This is a genomic window from Pontibacter populi (assembly GCF_019336435.1).
Lineage (GTDB): Bacteria > Bacteroidota > Bacteroidia > Cytophagales > Hymenobacteraceae > Pontibacter > Pontibacter humidus.
The window spans coordinates 1,329,402-1,346,022 of record NZ_JAHWXQ010000001.1; the positions used below are offsets into that span (position 1 = coordinate 1,329,402).

Annotated in this window: 23 protein-coding genes; 13 read left to right on the forward strand and 10 right to left on the reverse strand. The window is 44.4% G+C overall.

The features are described from left to right. Positions 1-95: 95 nt before the first annotated feature. Entirely contained in the window at positions 96-671 is a 576-nt protein-coding gene (locus KYK27_RS05765) for a hypothetical protein (protein ID WP_199109025.1), read from the reverse strand. A 5-nt stretch (positions 672-676) separates the two neighbouring features. Further along, positions 677-2,203 (reverse strand): 2,3-bisphosphoglycerate-independent phosphoglycerate mutase, encoded by a 1,527-nt coding sequence (gene gpmI / locus KYK27_RS05770; RefSeq protein ID WP_199109026.1) that lies wholly within the window; start codon positions 2,201-2,203, stop codon positions 677-679. Positions 2,204-2,425: 222 nt separating this feature from the next. On the opposite strand from gpmI, the gene KYK27_RS05775 reads away from it, so the two are divergent. The 7 genes from KYK27_RS05775 to KYK27_RS05805 all read left to right on the forward strand — a co-directional run bounded on the left by KYK27_RS05775 (position 2,426) and on the right by KYK27_RS05805 (position 6,934). Then, complete coding sequence (locus tag KYK27_RS05775; RefSeq protein ID WP_199109027.1) at positions 2,426-2,827, forward strand: DUF4783 domain-containing protein; 402 nt, start codon at positions 2,426-2,428, stop codon at positions 2,825-2,827. A 63-nt stretch (positions 2,828-2,890) separates the two neighbouring features. After that, on the forward strand, positions 2,891-3,754 hold the full coding sequence (gene nadC, locus KYK27_RS05780) for a carboxylating nicotinate-nucleotide diphosphorylase (RefSeq protein ID WP_199109028.1): 864 nt from the start codon (positions 2,891-2,893) through the stop codon (positions 3,752-3,754). Between the two features lie 73 nt (positions 3,755-3,827). Then, the gene (locus KYK27_RS05785) at positions 3,828-4,415 is read left to right on the forward strand and encodes a hypothetical protein (protein WP_199109029.1); all 588 of its coding nucleotides are present in this window, start codon (positions 3,828-3,830) and stop codon (positions 4,413-4,415) included. Positions 4,416-4,524: 109 nt separating this feature from the next. Continuing rightward, positions 4,525-4,848, forward strand: coding sequence for a hypothetical protein (locus KYK27_RS05790; protein WP_199109030.1), 324 nt, complete (start codon positions 4,525-4,527; stop codon positions 4,846-4,848). 173 nt (positions 4,849-5,021) lie between these two features. Beyond that, positions 5,022-5,759, forward strand: coding sequence for a class I SAM-dependent methyltransferase (locus KYK27_RS05795; RefSeq protein ID WP_199109031.1), 738 nt, complete (start codon positions 5,022-5,024; stop codon positions 5,757-5,759). A gap of 9 nt (positions 5,760-5,768) precedes the next feature. Continuing rightward, positions 5,769-6,521 (forward strand): ZIP family metal transporter, encoded by a 753-nt coding sequence (locus KYK27_RS05800; protein WP_199109032.1) that lies wholly within the window; start codon positions 5,769-5,771, stop codon positions 6,519-6,521. A gap of 80 nt (positions 6,522-6,601) precedes the next feature. Then, complete coding sequence (locus KYK27_RS05805) at positions 6,602-6,934, forward strand: DUF962 domain-containing protein (protein ID WP_199109033.1); 333 nt, start codon at positions 6,602-6,604, stop codon at positions 6,932-6,934. Positions 6,935-6,949: 15 nt separating this feature from the next. On the opposite strand, the gene KYK27_RS05810 is transcribed toward KYK27_RS05805, so the two are convergent. The 6 genes from KYK27_RS05810 to KYK27_RS05835 all read right to left on the reverse strand — a co-directional run bounded on the left by KYK27_RS05810 (position 6,950) and on the right by KYK27_RS05835 (position 10,128). Continuing rightward, on the reverse strand, positions 6,950-7,309 hold the full coding sequence (locus KYK27_RS05810; RefSeq protein WP_199109034.1) for a hypothetical protein: 360 nt from the start codon (positions 7,307-7,309) through the stop codon (positions 6,950-6,952). A 118-nt stretch (positions 7,310-7,427) separates the two neighbouring features. Further along, the gene (locus tag KYK27_RS05815; protein ID WP_199109035.1) at positions 7,428-7,847 is read right to left on the reverse strand and encodes a septal ring lytic transglycosylase RlpA family protein; all 420 of its coding nucleotides are present in this window, start codon (positions 7,845-7,847) and stop codon (positions 7,428-7,430) included. Positions 7,848-7,852: 5 nt separating this feature from the next. Then, positions 7,853-8,566: an alpha/beta fold hydrolase gene (locus tag KYK27_RS05820; protein WP_199109036.1), complete on the reverse strand. Its 714-nt coding sequence runs from the start codon at positions 8,564-8,566 to the stop codon at positions 7,853-7,855. 44 nt (positions 8,567-8,610) lie between these two features. After that, positions 8,611-9,336 (reverse strand): hypothetical protein, encoded by a 726-nt coding sequence (locus KYK27_RS05825; protein WP_199109037.1) that lies wholly within the window; start codon positions 9,334-9,336, stop codon positions 8,611-8,613. Between the two features lie 55 nt (positions 9,337-9,391). Next, positions 9,392-9,700, reverse strand: coding sequence for a hypothetical protein (locus KYK27_RS05830; protein WP_199109038.1), 309 nt, complete (start codon positions 9,698-9,700; stop codon positions 9,392-9,394). Beyond that, on the reverse strand, positions 9,700-10,128 hold the full coding sequence (locus KYK27_RS05835) for a GNAT family N-acetyltransferase (RefSeq protein WP_199109039.1): 429 nt from the start codon (positions 10,126-10,128) through the stop codon (positions 9,700-9,702). The genes KYK27_RS05830 and KYK27_RS05835 overlap by 1 nt, the downstream gene beginning before the upstream one ends. Positions 10,129-10,343: 215 nt before the next feature. On the opposite strand from KYK27_RS05835, the gene KYK27_RS05840 reads away from it, so the two are divergent. The 3 genes from KYK27_RS05840 to KYK27_RS05850 all read left to right on the forward strand — a co-directional run bounded on the left by KYK27_RS05840 (position 10,344) and on the right by KYK27_RS05850 (position 11,240). Continuing rightward, positions 10,344-10,571, forward strand: coding sequence for a hypothetical protein (locus KYK27_RS05840; RefSeq protein ID WP_199109040.1), 228 nt, complete (start codon positions 10,344-10,346; stop codon positions 10,569-10,571). Between the two features lie 106 nt (positions 10,572-10,677). Further along, positions 10,678-10,857 carry a hypothetical protein gene (locus tag KYK27_RS05845; RefSeq protein WP_199109041.1) on the forward strand — a complete coding sequence of 60 codons (180 nt, stop codon included), beginning with the start codon at positions 10,678-10,680 and terminating at the stop codon, positions 10,855-10,857. Between the two features lie 122 nt (positions 10,858-10,979). Continuing rightward, entirely contained in the window at positions 10,980-11,240 is a 261-nt protein-coding gene (locus KYK27_RS05850) for a hypothetical protein (protein ID WP_199109042.1), read from the forward strand. A 51-nt stretch (positions 11,241-11,291) separates the two neighbouring features. Here KYK27_RS05850 and KYK27_RS05855 read toward each other — a convergent pair whose 3' ends face one another. After that, positions 11,292-11,678, reverse strand: coding sequence for an Hsp20/alpha crystallin family protein (locus KYK27_RS05855; RefSeq protein WP_162428171.1), 387 nt, complete (start codon positions 11,676-11,678; stop codon positions 11,292-11,294). A gap of 547 nt (positions 11,679-12,225) precedes the next feature. Here KYK27_RS05855 and KYK27_RS05860 point away from each other — a divergent pair. The 3 genes from KYK27_RS05860 (at position 12,226) to KYK27_RS05870 (ending at position 15,599) form a co-directional block, all read left to right on the forward strand. Next, positions 12,226-13,935: a T9SS type A sorting domain-containing protein gene (locus tag KYK27_RS05860; protein WP_199109043.1), complete on the forward strand. Its 1,710-nt coding sequence runs from the start codon at positions 12,226-12,228 to the stop codon at positions 13,933-13,935. Between the two features lie 402 nt (positions 13,936-14,337). After that, positions 14,338-14,760: an STAS/SEC14 domain-containing protein gene (locus KYK27_RS05865; protein ID WP_199109044.1), complete on the forward strand. Its 423-nt coding sequence runs from the start codon at positions 14,338-14,340 to the stop codon at positions 14,758-14,760. Between the two features lie 203 nt (positions 14,761-14,963). Then, complete coding sequence (locus KYK27_RS05870) at positions 14,964-15,599, forward strand: OmpA family protein (protein WP_233150260.1); 636 nt, start codon at positions 14,964-14,966, stop codon at positions 15,597-15,599. A 102-nt stretch (positions 15,600-15,701) separates the two neighbouring features. Here KYK27_RS05870 and KYK27_RS05875 read toward each other — a convergent pair whose 3' ends face one another. Next, a complete protein-coding gene (locus KYK27_RS05875; RefSeq protein WP_219337353.1) occupies positions 15,702-16,454 on the reverse strand; it encodes a hypothetical protein in 753 nt (250 codons plus the stop codon). Positions 16,455-16,621: the final 167 nt, after the last annotated feature.

Sequence of the window (16,621 nt, forward strand, 5' to 3'; positions counted from 1 at the left end):
AAAAGTGTAAAATAAAGTACGCAGGATTAACCGTCAGGATAAGCGTAAAGATATTAATTTATTTGTATCTGGCTAACTATAAACAGCTTGCGCAACTATAGATTTGCCTGAACGCTGTAATGCAATGAGTCCCCGAAGATCAGTTTCTGAACGCCCTGTACTTTGTAGCTTTCGAGGTGGCCGCTCTGTGGGCTTGCCTCTAAAATAGCCTTGCGCCTGGAATAAAAAAGCAGGTTCTGGTCAAGTAAGGTGGCTTCAAGGTATTGCACTTTCCTTTCAGGGCTCAGTTGCAGATACAGGTATTCTACAGGGGCTTCAGCGTCTTTCTTTTTTATGTAGGTTACGGCTGTTCCACCGTCGGGCAGCTGTTGTTCTTCGCGGGTATAGTACTCGCGCAGGGTTGGTTTGCTGATATCAGCTTCTTCGAAAACGGTGAGTTCTTCATCCCAGTTCAGGCTGTCTACCTGTATGGTTTCGGTGGGCTCGCTTTCGGTTTGAACAGACTTAAGTACAGCAGGCTGCGCTTGCTGCAGGCGTTGTTTCTCCTGCTGTACATAAGCTGTCAGGTTATAGTCATCGTCGTTGGCAGAAGTACTGCGGGGCACAGGTTGCTCGCAGGCTGCCACCGCCAGTAACATACTACCCACCAAAACTAAACTATAGTTTCTCACAAGTATTAATGTTTTATCAATGATTGTCCGGTCATTTCGGCTGGTTGTGCTATGCCCATCAGCTCCAGTATAGTTGGGGCAATGTCGCCCAGTTTACCATTGTTCAGTTCACCCTTAAACGTATCGCTTACCAAAATGAATGGTACCAAATTCGTTGTGTGGGCGGTATTTGGCGTTCCGTCTTCATTTATCATGCAGTCGGCGTTGCCGTGGTCCGCTATCACTATCGTATCATACCCGTTTGCGAGGGCTGTAGTTACTACCGCAGCAGCGCATTCATCCACTACTTCGCAGGCTTTTACGGCAGCTTCAAACACACCAGTGTGGCCTACCATGTCTGGGTTAGCAAAGTTCAGGCACACAAAGTCAGCGCTTTTTTTCTGAAGTTCAGGCACCAGTACATCGCGCAGGTCGTAAGCACTCATTTCCGGTTTCAGGTCGTAAGTGGCTACTTTTGGTGATGGGCACATTAAGCGGCGCTCGCCTTTAAATTCGGTTTCGCGGCCACCTGAAAAGAAGAACGTAACGTGCGGGTATTTCTCGGTCTCGGCAATTCTGATCTGCGTTTTACCGGCTTTCTCCAGCACTTCGCCCAACGTGTTGTTCAGGTTATCTTTATCAAAAACAGATGCTACATTCTCAAACGTGTCATCATAGTTGGTCATGGTAACGTAGTGCAGGTTCAGTTTGTGCATGTTCTGCTCCGGGAAGTCGCGCTGCGTTAAAGCCTGGGTAATTTCGCGGCCACGGTCTGTTCTGAAGTTAAAGCAGATCACCACATCGCCGTCTTTTATAGTTGCTACCGGCTCACCGTTACCGTCTACACGAACTATAGGCTTGATGAATTCGTCGGTAATACCATTGTTATAAGACTCCAGAATAGAGCCGATAACGTTTGTAGAGTAGATTCCCTGCCCATTAACCATCAGGTCGTAAGCTAGCTTTACTCGCTCCCAACGGTTGTCGCGGTCCATGGCATAATAACGGCCAATCACCGAAGCGATCGTTCCGGTAGTGCGGTCTATGTGCTCACTCAGCTCATTCATGTATTTTACGCCACCTTTCGGGTCGGTATCGCGGCCATCGGTAAAGGCATGGATAAACACATCTTTCAAGCCTTCGTCAAAAGCAGCCGTACATAAAGCCTTGAGGTGTTCTATGTGCGAGTGCACGCCACCATCCGAAACCAGTCCTATCAGGTGAACAGGCTTTTTGTTTTCCTTGGCATAGTTAAAAGCTTCTGCTAAAACAGGTCTGCTTCTCAGTTTATGGTCGGCTATCGTTTTGTTTATGAGCACGAGATCCTGGTACACTACCCGGCCGGCGCCAAGGTTCATGTGGCCTACTTCCGAGTTTCCCATCTGCCCGTTTGGTAAGCCCACAGCCTCGCCGGATGCCTGTAAGTGTGCATGCGGATATTTTGCCAGTATAGAGTCGTAGAAAGGTGTATTGGCTTTATTTATAGCCGAAACCGCTGGGTTGGTGGCAATTCCCCACCCGTCCAGGATCACTAAAAGTACCTGCTTGTTCATGCTGCAAATATAGGTATAATCTTGCAATGGCTGCTCAGTTTACATGTACGTTGCAAGCCTGGTATTTTGTATAGCCTGCGCCAACTATAGTTTTGGTCTAAATACAACAGAACCCGAAAATTTTATATATCCCTTGAATACCACTATCTTTAATGCCCAAAATATTGTACATTAGTTGGCATAGTTTTAGCTATTAGCTGTACAGGGTTACAAACAATATTTATGAAAAATCTAAAACAGTTTGCTGTAGTATTCTTTTTGCTGGTAGGGATTGTGTTTATGTCTGGTGGGCAGGCTGTGGCGCAGGGCGGTGTAATGGATGGCGTAAAGTCTGCGATGAAAGTCGGGTCTTCCAAAGACCTGTCGCGCAACTTTAGCAGTGTGGTTGAGTTAACGCTTAATGGCAAAGAAGCTACCAGTTATAGCAACACGCAGGCTGAGTTTGTGATGAAAAACTTTTTCAGCAAAAATGCGCCTGTAGATTTTACCTACAGCCACCAGGGATCGTCGGATAAAGGCCAGCAATACGCTATTGGCACCTATACTTCCAAAGCCGGAAGCTATACCGTACTGGTTCGTATGAAGGATTCGAAGATACAATCGATGAATTTTATAAAAGATTAACTATAAAGCGGATATTTTTACAAAGGCTCGGGTTTATCCCGAGCCTTTTTTTATTTTTGCACTGTGAGACCTACCTACCTGACCGAAAAAAGTATAAGCGATTTTATCGCGATGGCGCTTGCCGAGGATATCGGTGATGGCGACCATTCGTCGTTGGCCTCTATTCCGGGGGATGCGCAGAACCAGGCGCGCCTTCTTGTGAAGGGAGACGGCATACTGGCGGGCGTAGAGCTGGCCGGCTACATTTTTAATGCCGTAGACCCTACCCTGCAGGTAGAAGTGCTGCTGCAGGATGGCGCAACTATAAAGTATGGCGATGTAGCCCTTACCGTAAAAGGCAAAGCACAAAGCATACTGACCGCCGAACGACTGGTGCTGAATTGCATGCAGCGCATGAGCGGTATCGCTACGTACACGCATCATCTTACAGAACTGATTAAAGGCACTGGTGCTAAACTGTTGGATACCCGCAAAACAACCCCTAACTTCCGGATTATGGAGAAATGGGCGGTTGTAATTGGTGGGGGGCATAACCACAGGTTCGGCCTGTTTGATATGATCATCCTGAAAGATAACCACGTGGACTACGCCGGTGGTATTAAAGAAGCCATAGTTGCCACACAGCAATACTTACAGGAAAAAGGCAAAGACCTGCGCATAGAAGTAGAGACCCGCAACCTGGAAGAAGTAAAGCAAGCCATAGAAACAGGCGGCATCCACCGTATCATGCTAGATAACATGACCCCGGAAATGATGCGCGAAGCTGTAGACCTGATCGGTGGGAAGTTTGAGACGGAAGCATCTGGTGGCATAACCGAGACAACTATACGCTCGGTAGCAGAGTGCGGAGTAGATTACATTTCGGTAGGTGCTTTAACGCACTCTATTAAAAGTATTGACCTGAGCCTGAAGGCTTATAAACTATAATTTTGGCATCGCCCTGCAGCCAGAGAACAGAAGCAGAAGAAACAGCAGGGTAACAAAATCTGATATTACAAGAATGCAACAACCAAATCGAGGAGGCTTTAGAGCTCAACAGGGGCCTGCCCCGGGCGCGATCCGCACCAAAAAGTACCAGTTAGATAAAGACATGTTTACCAAGGTAGCCCTTGGCAAAGTGTGGCGCCGCGAATGGTGGTATGCCATGATCCCGTTTGTAGCGCTAATGTTACCGGCCGTGTTCAGCTTTTCGTGGTGGTGGGTAGTAGCAGCAGTTATAGTTACCATCCTGTTCATCGCACTTCGTTCGGCCCAGATAGTGGGGGTAACGCGTGTAGAGCAGGGCAATGTGCTGTTCGAGAAACTGACCTATGATATTGACTCGCGCCAGATCATTATGAAGCGCAACGAGCGCGAGGGTATGACCATGACCTGGGATATGATAGAGAAGGCAGAGCGCAGTGGCGATGCATTCCTGTTATGGTTGCAGCCGCCAACGGCCAGCCAATTGCCAGGCGGCTGGAAAGGCTGGGTAGCCCGTACATTCCAGGCCCCGGTTTTTTTACATCTGCCTTATCGTATATTTGTAGGCGCTAACGACGTAAAGCTGATGGAAAGCTTACTGCGCCGCAAGAACCTGTTGGCGTAAGGTACAATACCCTTAGCTTTGCCCGCTAACGTAAGTGATTATAGTAGAAGTTGTTGCCCGTATAGTTGCAGGCACTGTATCTATAGATAAAGTATATAAACGTACAAAAATGAATAAGAACGTAATAGCAGTTTTTGCCGCAGCTTGCGGTTTGTTTATGGCTTCGTGCGATACTCCGAAAGACCAGAGACCAGGTGAAAAAGTATCTACAGACTATGTAGAGCCAGGTACTCGCAGTACTTCTAACGTATCGGATGCAGGTCTTGATGGTGGTGCTGAAAGTGAAGCTGCGCATGGCGAAGCTACGCACGAAGAAGTAATGCCAAACCACGATGCGGGTGCAAACACCATCCAGCCGGGCGACAGCATTAACGAAGCTGCTGAAACAAACACTGCTGCCGGCGCTGTACAGCCTGGTGCTAAGAAACAGTAAGCTTAACAGCATTAAGTATAATGAAGCCTGCCATTCTTTTGTAGTGGCAGGCTTTTCTTATTGTTTTAAACTATAGCTGCACGTTATAGTACCTTGCCCGTAGTTATCCGTATACCCACGATCAGATATTTTAGCCTATATTTGCAACTCAATTGCTACTATAATACACTGCGATGGCCCAACCGGAACAAGAGTGGTTCAGTACCTGGTTCGACTCTCCTTACTACCATATTTTATATAATAACCGCAACGAGCAGGAAGCAGAGCAGTTTATGGATAAGTTGCTTACCTACCTGCATCCTAAACCGCACGAAAAGATTCTGGACCTTGCCTGTGGTAAAGGGCGCCACTCGGTGTACCTGAACCAGAAAGGCTACGATGTTACCGGCATAGACCTTTCTGCGCAGAGCATTGATTATGCCAAACAGTTCGAAAACAAGCGCCTGCATTTTGCCGTGCACGATATGCGCGAAGTATACCAGCCTGAAGAATTCGATTTTATCCTGAACCTGTTTACCAGTTTCGGTTATTTTGAGAACGAGACCGAAAACGTAGTGGCTTTATGCGCTGTCGCTAAATCGCTGAAACATGGTGGCAAGCTGGTTATCGACTTTATGAATACCGATCTGACCATTGCCAACCTGGTAGCAGAAGAAACGAAAGAAGTAGATGGCATTGAATTTCATATTCATCGGGGCGTGGAGAATGGCTTTATAGTTAAAACGATCCGGTTCTCAGATAATGGCGAAGACTACTGTTTCGAAGAAAGAGTGCGTGCCCTTCGCCAGAATGATTTTTTAGAGTATTTCGGGATGGCCCAACTACGCCTGGCAGAAGTATTCGGTGATTACGACCTGCATCCCTTCAAGCCGGAAAGCAGCGAACGTATGATTTTTGTTCTTAAAAAATAAGCGCCCCGCATGTTTATAGCCATTCTGGTCCTGTTTTTTACAGTAGTGTTGTCGGGCTTCCTGGTAAAGCTGTTTCCGCCTAACAATGTGCGCTGGCTTAAAATGGCACTTGCCTTTAGCGGAGCCTACCTGTTTACCATAACTATCACGCACCTGCTGCCCGATGTACTGCTAAGCAACAAAGAGCCGCATGTAGTTGGTTACTGGGTGCTGGCCGGTTTCTTTCTGCAGCTTATACTGGAGCTTTTCTCGCATGGTGTAGAGCACGGCCACATGCACACGCATGCCCATGATCACGACGCCGATACTATTCCTTTTCTGTTGCTGGGGTCTTTGTTTGTGCATTCTTTTTTAGAAGGAAGCATACTGGTAGATCAGGATTACAGAGATGTTGGCCATATGCACCACCAGGGTAGCTTTTACTCTGTTTTGCTGGGGGTAGCGCTGCACCACGTGCCGGCGGCATTTGCATTAATGTCGGTGTTGCTGTCGCGGTTAAAGAACTTTAAAAAGGCGTTTGCCTGGCTGCTGGTATTTGCCGTTGGCTCACCACTAGGTATTCTGGTAAGCAACTCGCTACTCGCCCACGAACCCCCTGGCGGAATGATTTATACTGCACTTACAGGCTTGGTTGCCGGTAACTTCCTTCATATTTCCACCACCATACTTTTCGAGACCAGTCCTGAACACAGCTTCAGCCGCAATAAACTTATTGCTACCCTGCTTGGTTTAGTGCTCGCGCTGCTTTCAGATTTTATTTAAAGCATACCTTTAGCGCAGTAACTATAGTTGAAACTATAGCCGGATTTGTGTAAGTTGATACCTTATAAAACGGATTCGCTATGGCAGGCACCTCAGAAACAAAGCGCTATAGATCGCTAAAGGAATTTTATCCTTATTACCTTTCAGAGCATCAGCATACCACTTCGCGGGTACTGCACTTTATGGGCACAGGCTTACTTCTTATAGTAGCTATAGTTGCAGTAAGTACAGGTAAATTTAGTTGGTTGCTGGCAGTGCCGGTAATTGGCTATGGTTTTGCGTGGGTAGGTCACTTCTTTTTTGAGCGCAACAAACCGGCTACATTCAAATATCCTTTCTATAGCCTGGCATCAGACTTTAAGCTTTTCTTTGATATACTACGAGGGAATGAGGGCTTTAAGAGCCGGAAATAAAGGAGAGCTACGTAATTAAATTACTGTGGAAAGAAGTGTAGCCACCAGTGCTTTAACCGTGTTCATCAATGCAGGAGCAACATTATCGTCACTCTCATCTTCAGGAGTAAAAGCTTCTTTAAAGTAAGCTAAAGGGCTGTCCAGAACATCAGCATCCAGCACAGATCTATCCTTAACCCGTGTAGTAGATGATTTGTCCTTGGCTTTTGCAGCAGACTTATTACCAGAAGTATCGGTATCTACAGTGGCAGTAGTGTTCTGGGTTGTAGTGGAAGGGCCGTTATTGGCGAACACATCAGGGCACGGCATCGACAGCAGCATAACTACTATAGCTGCAGCGAAGATGAACTGTAAATGTTGGCACGCATTTCTCACACCCAAAAGTATATTATTATTCTCTCATTTACAACTACTTGATTGTATATTTTAGAGAATGATTGTTTTTTTATTGCTAACGTAGGTTATAGTTGGGTAAGTATAGTTAAATAACTATTTATTTTTTCGCAGCTGATCTGATCACTTTCATTTTTACGGGCGCCACTCCGGAATCCATCATGCCTACGCGCTTGGCTGCTGCCCCCGATAAGTCAACGATGCGGCCCTGCACAAACGGGCCACGATCCGTTATTTTAACTTTCACAGATTTATTGGTAGCTAGGTTGGTGACTTTTACTTTGGTACCGAAAGGTAACTTTTTGTGAGCTGCAGTGAGCTTTCCATGGCGGTAGGGTTCTCCGTTTGCCATCTTGCGGCCCTGTAGTTTCCGGCTATAGTAGGATGCCTTCCCTTCTTCAGTATAGCCTTTCTGCCCAAAGTTGGCTTTACTGCCGGCGCAGGAAGCCAGGCTCAGGCAAACAACAACTATAAGCAAATACATGAATACAGATCGGGAACGGGTACTGGTTAAAAGCATAAGACTTAAGCCGGTATGGAAGCCGGTATATGGGCTAAAAATAAATTAATTTCTTGGGAAAGACGACTGACAGGTATCGTTTCTAAGGGATGTTTGGTAGCGGGTAAAACAAGAAGACGGCCATTTGGCAGGTTACGGTAAGCCGCTATAGTTTCTTCCAGTGTAACCATCGTATCCTGGTCGCCAACGGCAACTTGTATCGGCAGTTGCAGTTGTGCAAGTGCATCCGGGGTAAGAGCAGGCTGCGTGCCGAGTTGCTGCATCATAGCTGCTGTTTTGTGCATCACCTGCTCCCAGGGCTGTGGCGCGTGGCGTTGGGCAAGCATAGCGGCAAATTGCGGTACTTTCTCCTTTATCTTGTCCGGGTTAAGCATTTTAACTTCTTTGGCAGCCGCTTCTTCGGACCATGCAAATTTTGTAGCCAGTGTAAAAACACTTTTAACACGCCCCGGGTATTGCTGCGCCAGGAACAAGCCCACATAACCGCCCATACTATAGCCAAAGATATGTACCTGCTCCAGTTGCTGCGCCTGCATAAAATCTACTACATTCTTCGCAAACAACTCTATACTATAATCCTCCTGCGCTGGTAGTGCGTTACCGCCATGGCCGGCAAAATTTATTGTATAAACAGAATAGTTATCTGCTAAAGCCTGCTTTAATGGCTCCAGCGTAGCGGCTGCGCCCAGGGCTCCGTGCAACAATAATAGGTTCTCCACAGGTTTTATAGTTGGCCTATAGTTAAAAGCTGAATACTGCGTTTTTATTGTTTCACCTGGTAATTATATACCTGCACGGCCTGCGTCAGCTTATCTTTCTGGAACAGGTTAAAGACCAGCTGTGCTCCTAACACGCCTGCCCCGGCATACAGCACCGGCGAAAGATTGACTGAACCATCGGCAGTGCGCTGAGAGTTTGCCACACCCAGTGCCATCAGGCCGGCGCCTACAATGGTAACACCGGTTCCTATAACTTTTTCGCGCCTGTATTTTTGCAGCAACGTTACGCTGGCAGCATTATCGCTGAGGGCCTGCTCCAGGTTTTCCTGGTTAAAGTGGTACAAAGGGCCGCCATCTTTAGAGAAGTAATAAATGCGCTTGCGGCTGGTGCGTGGCATGCCATACCCATAGCCGTAACCATAAGGCGAGTAGCCATAGCTATCATAAGTGGTACGCGATGTGTAGAATTTCTCGATGCGTGGCCCTTCCAGTATGCGTTTGGCAAAGGCTTCGGTGCTGTTGCCGGGCTCTACACGTGCATAATATCCGTCGTCATTCTGGAAGGCGCTGATCATGGCAGGGCTGTACCGCAGCGAGTCGTCCAGCAGGAAGTAATTGGCCTTAAATAACGGCGACTTGAGCTGTATCTTTCGGGCCTGCACCACTTGTCCGTCCTGTAGTTTTATAAAGTACGGTTTTGTGTTCTGTGCAACGGCATCTAAGCCAGCTATAAGGCAGAGTAAAAGCAGCAGACAAAATTGTTTTTTCATATGGATGCGCTGTAAACTATAACTACTAACGAATATATGCAGCTAAAGTATTGTATTAGTTAAAAAGCAGGATCAGCATAACGGGTAAGCCAAGCAAACCCAGGTAAACCCATCTCATAAGCTGAGGCCTGTATTTGTTCGGAACCATGTTGCTTACGACCATAACGGCTATCAGCATACATAGCAGGTATAAAAGTATAAAAACCACCGCTTTTACCCAATTTGGCACTACGGTATTCTCTTCCTGCAACTGGTTGCTTTCACCGATCCCCGATAGCAGGTAGCTCAGGCCCAGATACACCACCACCTCAAACAGGATAAAGTAAAACAGCCATACCCAGAAACTAAGTTTACTTCGTTCCATTACAGTGATTTATAAAAGTGGTAGCTCTTAATATGAAAGCCTTCCCGGAAATAGAACCGGTGCGCTGCGTTATTGGAAGTATAAGCATCCAGCATAATGGTCTGGCAGTTCTCGTTTATAGCCAACTGGTGCATCCAGTCCGATAATTGCTTGCCCAACTCCTGCGACCTGTAAGCTGCGTCAACTATAAAATTATCGATCTCCAGGTATTTGCCGCTGTATAGTTTTGTATTGACCCAGAAACCAGACAAGCCCAGGCATTTTTCATCCTTAAATATAGCAACCATACGGTAACCATTCGGAAGCATCTGGTTGAGCAGCTGTTTGTATTGTGCGGCCTCCATAGTTGGGTTAAGTTGCTGAATCAAGGCATGCTGCTCCAGCATGTCGGGCAGGGTAGTAAGCTCTCTGATAATAAAGCTGGGCATAAGAGGTTGGATCTGAAAATTTACCAGTTTGAAGGCACTTGCTAAGCTATAAAAATTCCGGAAATAGGCCGAACACTCTAATATAGGTATTTTTACCTATTAACTGTATTGTGCTCAATTGTATAATTATTTGGAGGAATGCATGGCATAACCTTTAGATTTTGAAACAATCTACCCTATAGTGCCCGTTTAAAATACCAGAAGATAGTAGGGATATGAGATTACTGAGGAATATTGAATTAGATAAATATAATTTTACTGGAAATAATAGTAAGCGAAAGATCTATAGCATAGGCTACGAAGATCTTACGACGCTTATCTATTACCAGGATACTAAAAGTAAATTTACGCTGGTAGTTGCCAAAAACGACGACCCGCCGTTAATACTGGAAAAGAAGATATCCAGAGCAGAAGCATTCAGATTAATGAACACCCGGCCTTAGCTGCCGAACAATGCCAGCAACAAGAATTAATTAAGGACATACAACTATAGATTTAAAAAGCAGGGAGCGATCTTCCTGCTTTTTTGCTTTACCCGTAAGTTGCTATATGACCAGGTACAATAAATATTACACCATTGCGATTGTAGGGGCTATCGTTACTTTTCTGGTGCAGGTGGTGCTTATGGTTACTGTAGATCCTTACATGGCCGCGGTGCTATCTCCCTTTTACCCGGTGTGGGTAATTGTTTTCGTTATAGGCTGGCGCAAACAATATCCGCGCAGGTAAATTTATAACTATAAACTGTTGCAGGTTAGCTGTTTAAAGGAAACAATGGGCAACGATGGCACTATTTTGGCTTTTCTGGGATTATAGTATAAAACCAAAGCCAAAGAAATCAAAGAGTGCCTATGTCTGATCAGGAAATAATGACGGATGTTAATCATGTGCAGCACATGTTCCTGCACGTGGAAACCAGCGATGCAGTCTGCATCCTGAACGTAGCCGGCCACCCGTACCGTTTGCGTGAGTTAATTTACATGATGATCAATAACGGTTGCAGGATATCCCAGACCTCAGCCGACCAGTACAATACGTTCCCCTATGACCAGGAAACTGTAGAAGTGCATGATTACATGACCTCTATTATTAAAGCCAAGTTTATAAAGTAACTATAACTATAAAAAAAAGAAGGGCTACTGATTTAGTAGCCCTTCTTTTTTTTATAGTTGTTTAATTTCGATTTCTTTCGGCCTGATGGCTGCACTGTGATAAGGTAGCCTTACCTGTAGTTTCCCATCCTGGTATACTGCCTCGATGTTGCTAATATTTACCTGTGGTGGTATTACAAACACCCGGTTAAACATAGGCACAGTAAGTTCAGGATTGTCGTGGCTGTGCAGCAGCGAGTAAATCGTAAGCTGGTTATTATGCACCATTACTTTAAATGACTCCGGCGTAACACTGGCAGCCCAAACTTTTATAACTGCTCCTTTTTTATACTTCGCTACCGTAACATTTGTCTCGCTGATACCACCTGCAACTGTGTTGAACAGGTTAAGGTGCTGCGCTACATTTTTCAGAAAATCATTATTATTAATCAGGTTCATGTCCTTCCTCCTCTAATCTAAATCTTATATTACCAGATGCAAACCACGTGCCATACCTGTAAGTTTAAAACCTGAGTTAACTGTTTGTCAATATGACTTGCCAGCACCTGATACTATAGATTTCTGTAGCCATTCTGGCAGCTTTGGGGAGCAATATAGTTCAATTTTGTATTAAAACTAAGCTGTTCCCGTAATAACTAAACTATAACAACAGATGCCCTTAAAGTTTGTTAGTGCACGCTGCTAACGCAACACCAAAACGCTGAATTATAGTTTAAAAAGGGCAGCATATAGTTTCCCAGTTCCCACTCCTTTTTCCCAACTATGGAATATTAGGTATATATAATTGTAGCCTCCACCTGAAAGTAAAAATAAAGTTATAACATAGGTAAATTATAGTTTATTTTCTAACACACTGATTGTCAGATGTATTTATGGTTTATATTAGCGATGATAACTGGTGTGACAAGGCAGAGAATGTTACCTATATAGTAAAATAAACGGGTGGCATACTTATTTCATATAGGCTGATAGTCAACAGTATTATATGAAACAATTTTACATTACCCTCTTCACTTTCCTGGTTTTCACTTTCTCAGCATCTGCCCAGGTATTGCTTCACCACGAAAATTTTAACCAAAATACTCAGGGTACTCTTACCGGAGTTGTTGCTAATCCGGCAGGCTCATGGGTAGGTTCTAGTGCAATTCCTAGCACATTGCCACAATCATCAAGAGGTGGATATGCAAGAACCAATGCGAATGGTACAAAGAGGCTCTCCATCGCTTTTTCTACTTTAGGTTATAGCAATGCTACTATTACCTGGGAGCAGTTCAGGAACAACTTTAAAAATACAAATTTCCCGCTTACAAGTGTGGTAGAGCTTCAATACAGCGTAAATAGCGGCGTAACCCGCACTACTTTTTATAAGACTACTAACAATACCAACGACATCTGGAATAAGGTAAACAATGGTACCCCCATAGCCTTACCTGCAGTTGCTATGGGCATGCCTGAAGTTAGAATTTACTGGCAGATAACTTTTACCAATGAAAGCAACGAAACAGCGTACTATGCCATCGACGATGTTACTGTAATTGGTACGCCGGAAACAGGAATTTCTACATTTGATTGGACTACACGCCCGGTAGATGAGAACCCTTTTGTCGCTTCTGGTACCACTTCAGCTACGCCTTATTTAGTTGACGGCATAACGATGCGCTGGTCTTCGGCTTTAAGCAATGGCGTATCGTACGAATCTACTAAAGTTGATAATAAGACTTATAAGGCAGGCACAAAGTCGTTTACGCTGGTGCAGTTAAGCAAAGCTACCACAGCAGGTTCCGTTATACAGCTAGATCTTAATCAACCTGTTGAGGACCTGACGTTCACTGTTTTTGATGTGGACGTAGCCCAGAACCAGTTTACAGATAAGCTAACTATAACAGGCTATTACAACGGCACACCGGTACAGCTGGTAAAGAACAAGGTAAAGACTACATCAAATAACCAGTTTGCCTCTTCTGCTTTAACAGGCCTGACTGCAACAGACAACACTTCTGGTGAAGGAGATGTGACGGTTAGTTTCCCTCAGCCGGTTACACGTGTTGTAATTCAGTATAGCAACGCATCAGCTACTCAGAATGCGAATGGTCGCCAGGGCATGGCCATCCATAATATATCGTGGAGAAAAGAGCAGGTTATTGCGCCGCTGCCTGTGGAGCTGGTGTCGTTTAAAGCAAAGCGCGAGCAAAACACTACTATACTTACCTGGGCTACGGCCTCTGAAAAGAACAACGACCGGTTTGATGTAGAGCGTAGCCAGGACGGCAAGCACTTCAGCAAAATTGGCGAGATAACAGGCAACGGAAACAGCAATCGTACGCTGAACTACACCTACACCGATAACAGACCGGCAACAGGTGTGAGCTACTACCGTTTGCGCCAGGTTGATTATGATGGCACTATTGAATTCTCTAAAACTATAACGGTAAATTTTGCGGCACCAAAAGCAGGAGCCGCCATTGCACAGGTCTTCCCGACTGTAGCCACAGACCAGGTAACTATAGCTTTCACTACTGCTGCCGGCACCACCGATGTAGCCATTGTGGATGCTTCCGGCAGAACTATAGCAATGTTCGCCCAGGTAGCAGACTTCGAGAAAGTAGTTCCGGTTCAGAACCTGCAGGCAGGTATCTACTTTGTAACTGTAACCAACGGGCAGGTACGCGAAACGTATCGTTTCCTGAAAAAGTAATTCATTCGCAGAAACTATTCTAATCTACATAAGGAAAGCCCTGACTATTTTAGCCGGGGTTTTTTGTAGCATTTTATTCCCGTAAAATCTATGAGGCAAGTGTAGTACAATACTTGTTTAACCAGCTTTCAGGCTTCCCAGAATTTGTACTTCCTGTAATTTATAAAGCAACCTTATTACTCAACCAAATATTAGTGTTATAAACTATAACATATCGCGTAGTTTATAGTTTAGCAGGTAAGCATCCTTACAACGTATTTAATAGTAAGTATTATGTGCTTTCTGAGATGGCGTTTGATCCCGAACTAAGATTGTAACAGTGACAATCTTAGTTTATAGTTGTTTGTTGAAGGCACCTATGCAGTAAGAGGTAGCGTTTGCTGATTTAGTTTTTAATTCTTTATGATCTTAACATATTTCCAGAATCACGTTGTAACTATAACTTATGACGAAGAGCTGCAGCTTGGCAAAGCTGTCTGGAAGGGTTTTCTGTCCAGTTCAGAGTTTAGAGAGGCAATTGAGATATGCGTGCAACTGATGGAGGAGCACAAGCCTTTGCGTTGGCTTGGAGATAACCGCAAGCTCCGCGCCATCCGTAAAGCAGACCAGGAATGGTTTGCTGAAAGTATATTTCCAAAACTGGCAGCCAGTACGCTGCGCCGTAATGGGGCTATCGTTTCCGAAGACCTGTTTAACCGCATGGCTGTTGAGCAGCTCGTAAAGCGTGCTAAAAAGCTGGGCGATATGGTGATCAAAGAATTTGATAACGAGGATGAAGCAATAGCCTGGATAAAAGAACCTATAACCTTACAAGAACAGGCATAATTTTTTATAATTCTGGTTATGCTTAAATTCCCGCTTTCCTGGTTGCTTCACAGATAAGTTAGCTCCGCAATTTATTCTTAACATCTTCTACCACTTTGTGATTAAGTGCTAATCCTGTTTTATAGTTGTCCGAGGTTGTACTTTTGGCGTATTAACAAAGCAGCATATTTAAACTGCACACTATAAACTATAACTATAAAACGATGAATAGAATGATATTAGGCATGGCCGGCGCCATGATGATGACACTGGCCTCGTGCAACGACATGAGCAAGGAAACAGAAGCTAACAGAGACGAAGCAACAGAGGCGACTGCAGATACTGCCGTTGCTTTCGAAAACGCCAACTCCCCCGACTCAGCAGCAGATGGAACTATAGTTGACGTTGATGCCAGCGGAGACGCAGACTGGAACAATTTAGACATAGCTAATACAGAGTGGGAAATGTTTAAAGTCGGGGATATGGAAGTTCGTAGTAATGACGAATACAGCGTTTACTCCCTCGAAGAAAATGTCCTGTTTGATACTGACAAAGCTGAGATCAGGAAAGGTGCTGAAGAAAGCCTCAAGGAGATCAGTTCTTCTATAGCAGAACGCAGCAAGAATGGTGCAGTACGTGTTTACGGTTACACCGATGCCAGAGGAAGCAAAGGTTATAACAAGCAACTGGCCGAGAAGCGCGCCGAAGCTGTAAAGAACTGGTTAGTGAAGAACGGGAACATTAATGCCTCACGTATTTCTGTGCACCCGGTTGGAGAAGCAAAGCCCGTTGGCTCTAACGAAACAGCCAAAGGCCGCCAGCAAAACCGCCGCGTAGAAATTGCCGTGCGTAACAGCTAAGCAACTATAAACTATAGTTTGATAAAAGGCACCAGGGAGAGATCTCAGGTGCTTTTTGTTTTATAGTTCAGACGCTAGCAGGAGCTGCAAAGTTAAAATAGCTTAAGCTGTCGCAAGCATCCTATAGTAATTAGAATCAAATAGTTTTTTAAACAACTCTATAAGATGTTGCTCAGATCTTATATGCATGGTCGATTGAGTATAAATAGGGAAGTTGTAATAAGGTTCCAAAGTTGAAGCAACTTCTTCTGGTTTATCAGAGCTAATTATAATTTGAGTGTTTGGTCTATTAAAGTGTGTATTGATAAGCCTTTTTAGGTGTGGTTCTGTTTTAAAAGAATTACCTATTATGATCACCCGATCACAAACTTTTAGCTGGTATTCTAATTCTAATAAGTTTGCTGAAAGTACAGAATCCTGTCTAATTGCTGCCTCCTTGCAATTGGGGTCATCATAAATCATTACGGGATTAGAGTTAACAACACCTCTTTCGAGTTTTATAGTACTATCGCTGCTTTTAAAGTATTTATAGGAGCCATGTAAATGCGCTATTTTATACTTTGATCTTCTAAAAAGGCTGTTCTCAAAATGGCCATGAATAAATCCATCTTTAAGTACAAACTTCCTTTTTAATTCCTCTCCACAGTAATAAGTTAATAAACTGTCAAGTATACCATCATAGTTTGTAGTGCACAGGTAAAAACTATTAACTTCTTTTGTGTTCAATAACTCATAAAATGACTTACCTAGATTAGGTATAGCGGTATTAATAAGTGAATAACCTCCGTCAGTCTCAAATCTTGTAAACTGTTTCCCTACTCTCTGCATTGCCAATTTAATTTGAGCAGCGAACAAAACTGAAGTCTCGAAGTGGTTGTCATTGGCACAACCAATAAACTTATTGTATACTTTCTGAAAGCCAGCCAACGGCTTCTAATAATTCTTCTCCATGTTTTGTAGGAATGAAATTATTGAAAGGGGACAAAAGTGGTTCAAGCTCATTCCAGAGTTTATTTAGTTTA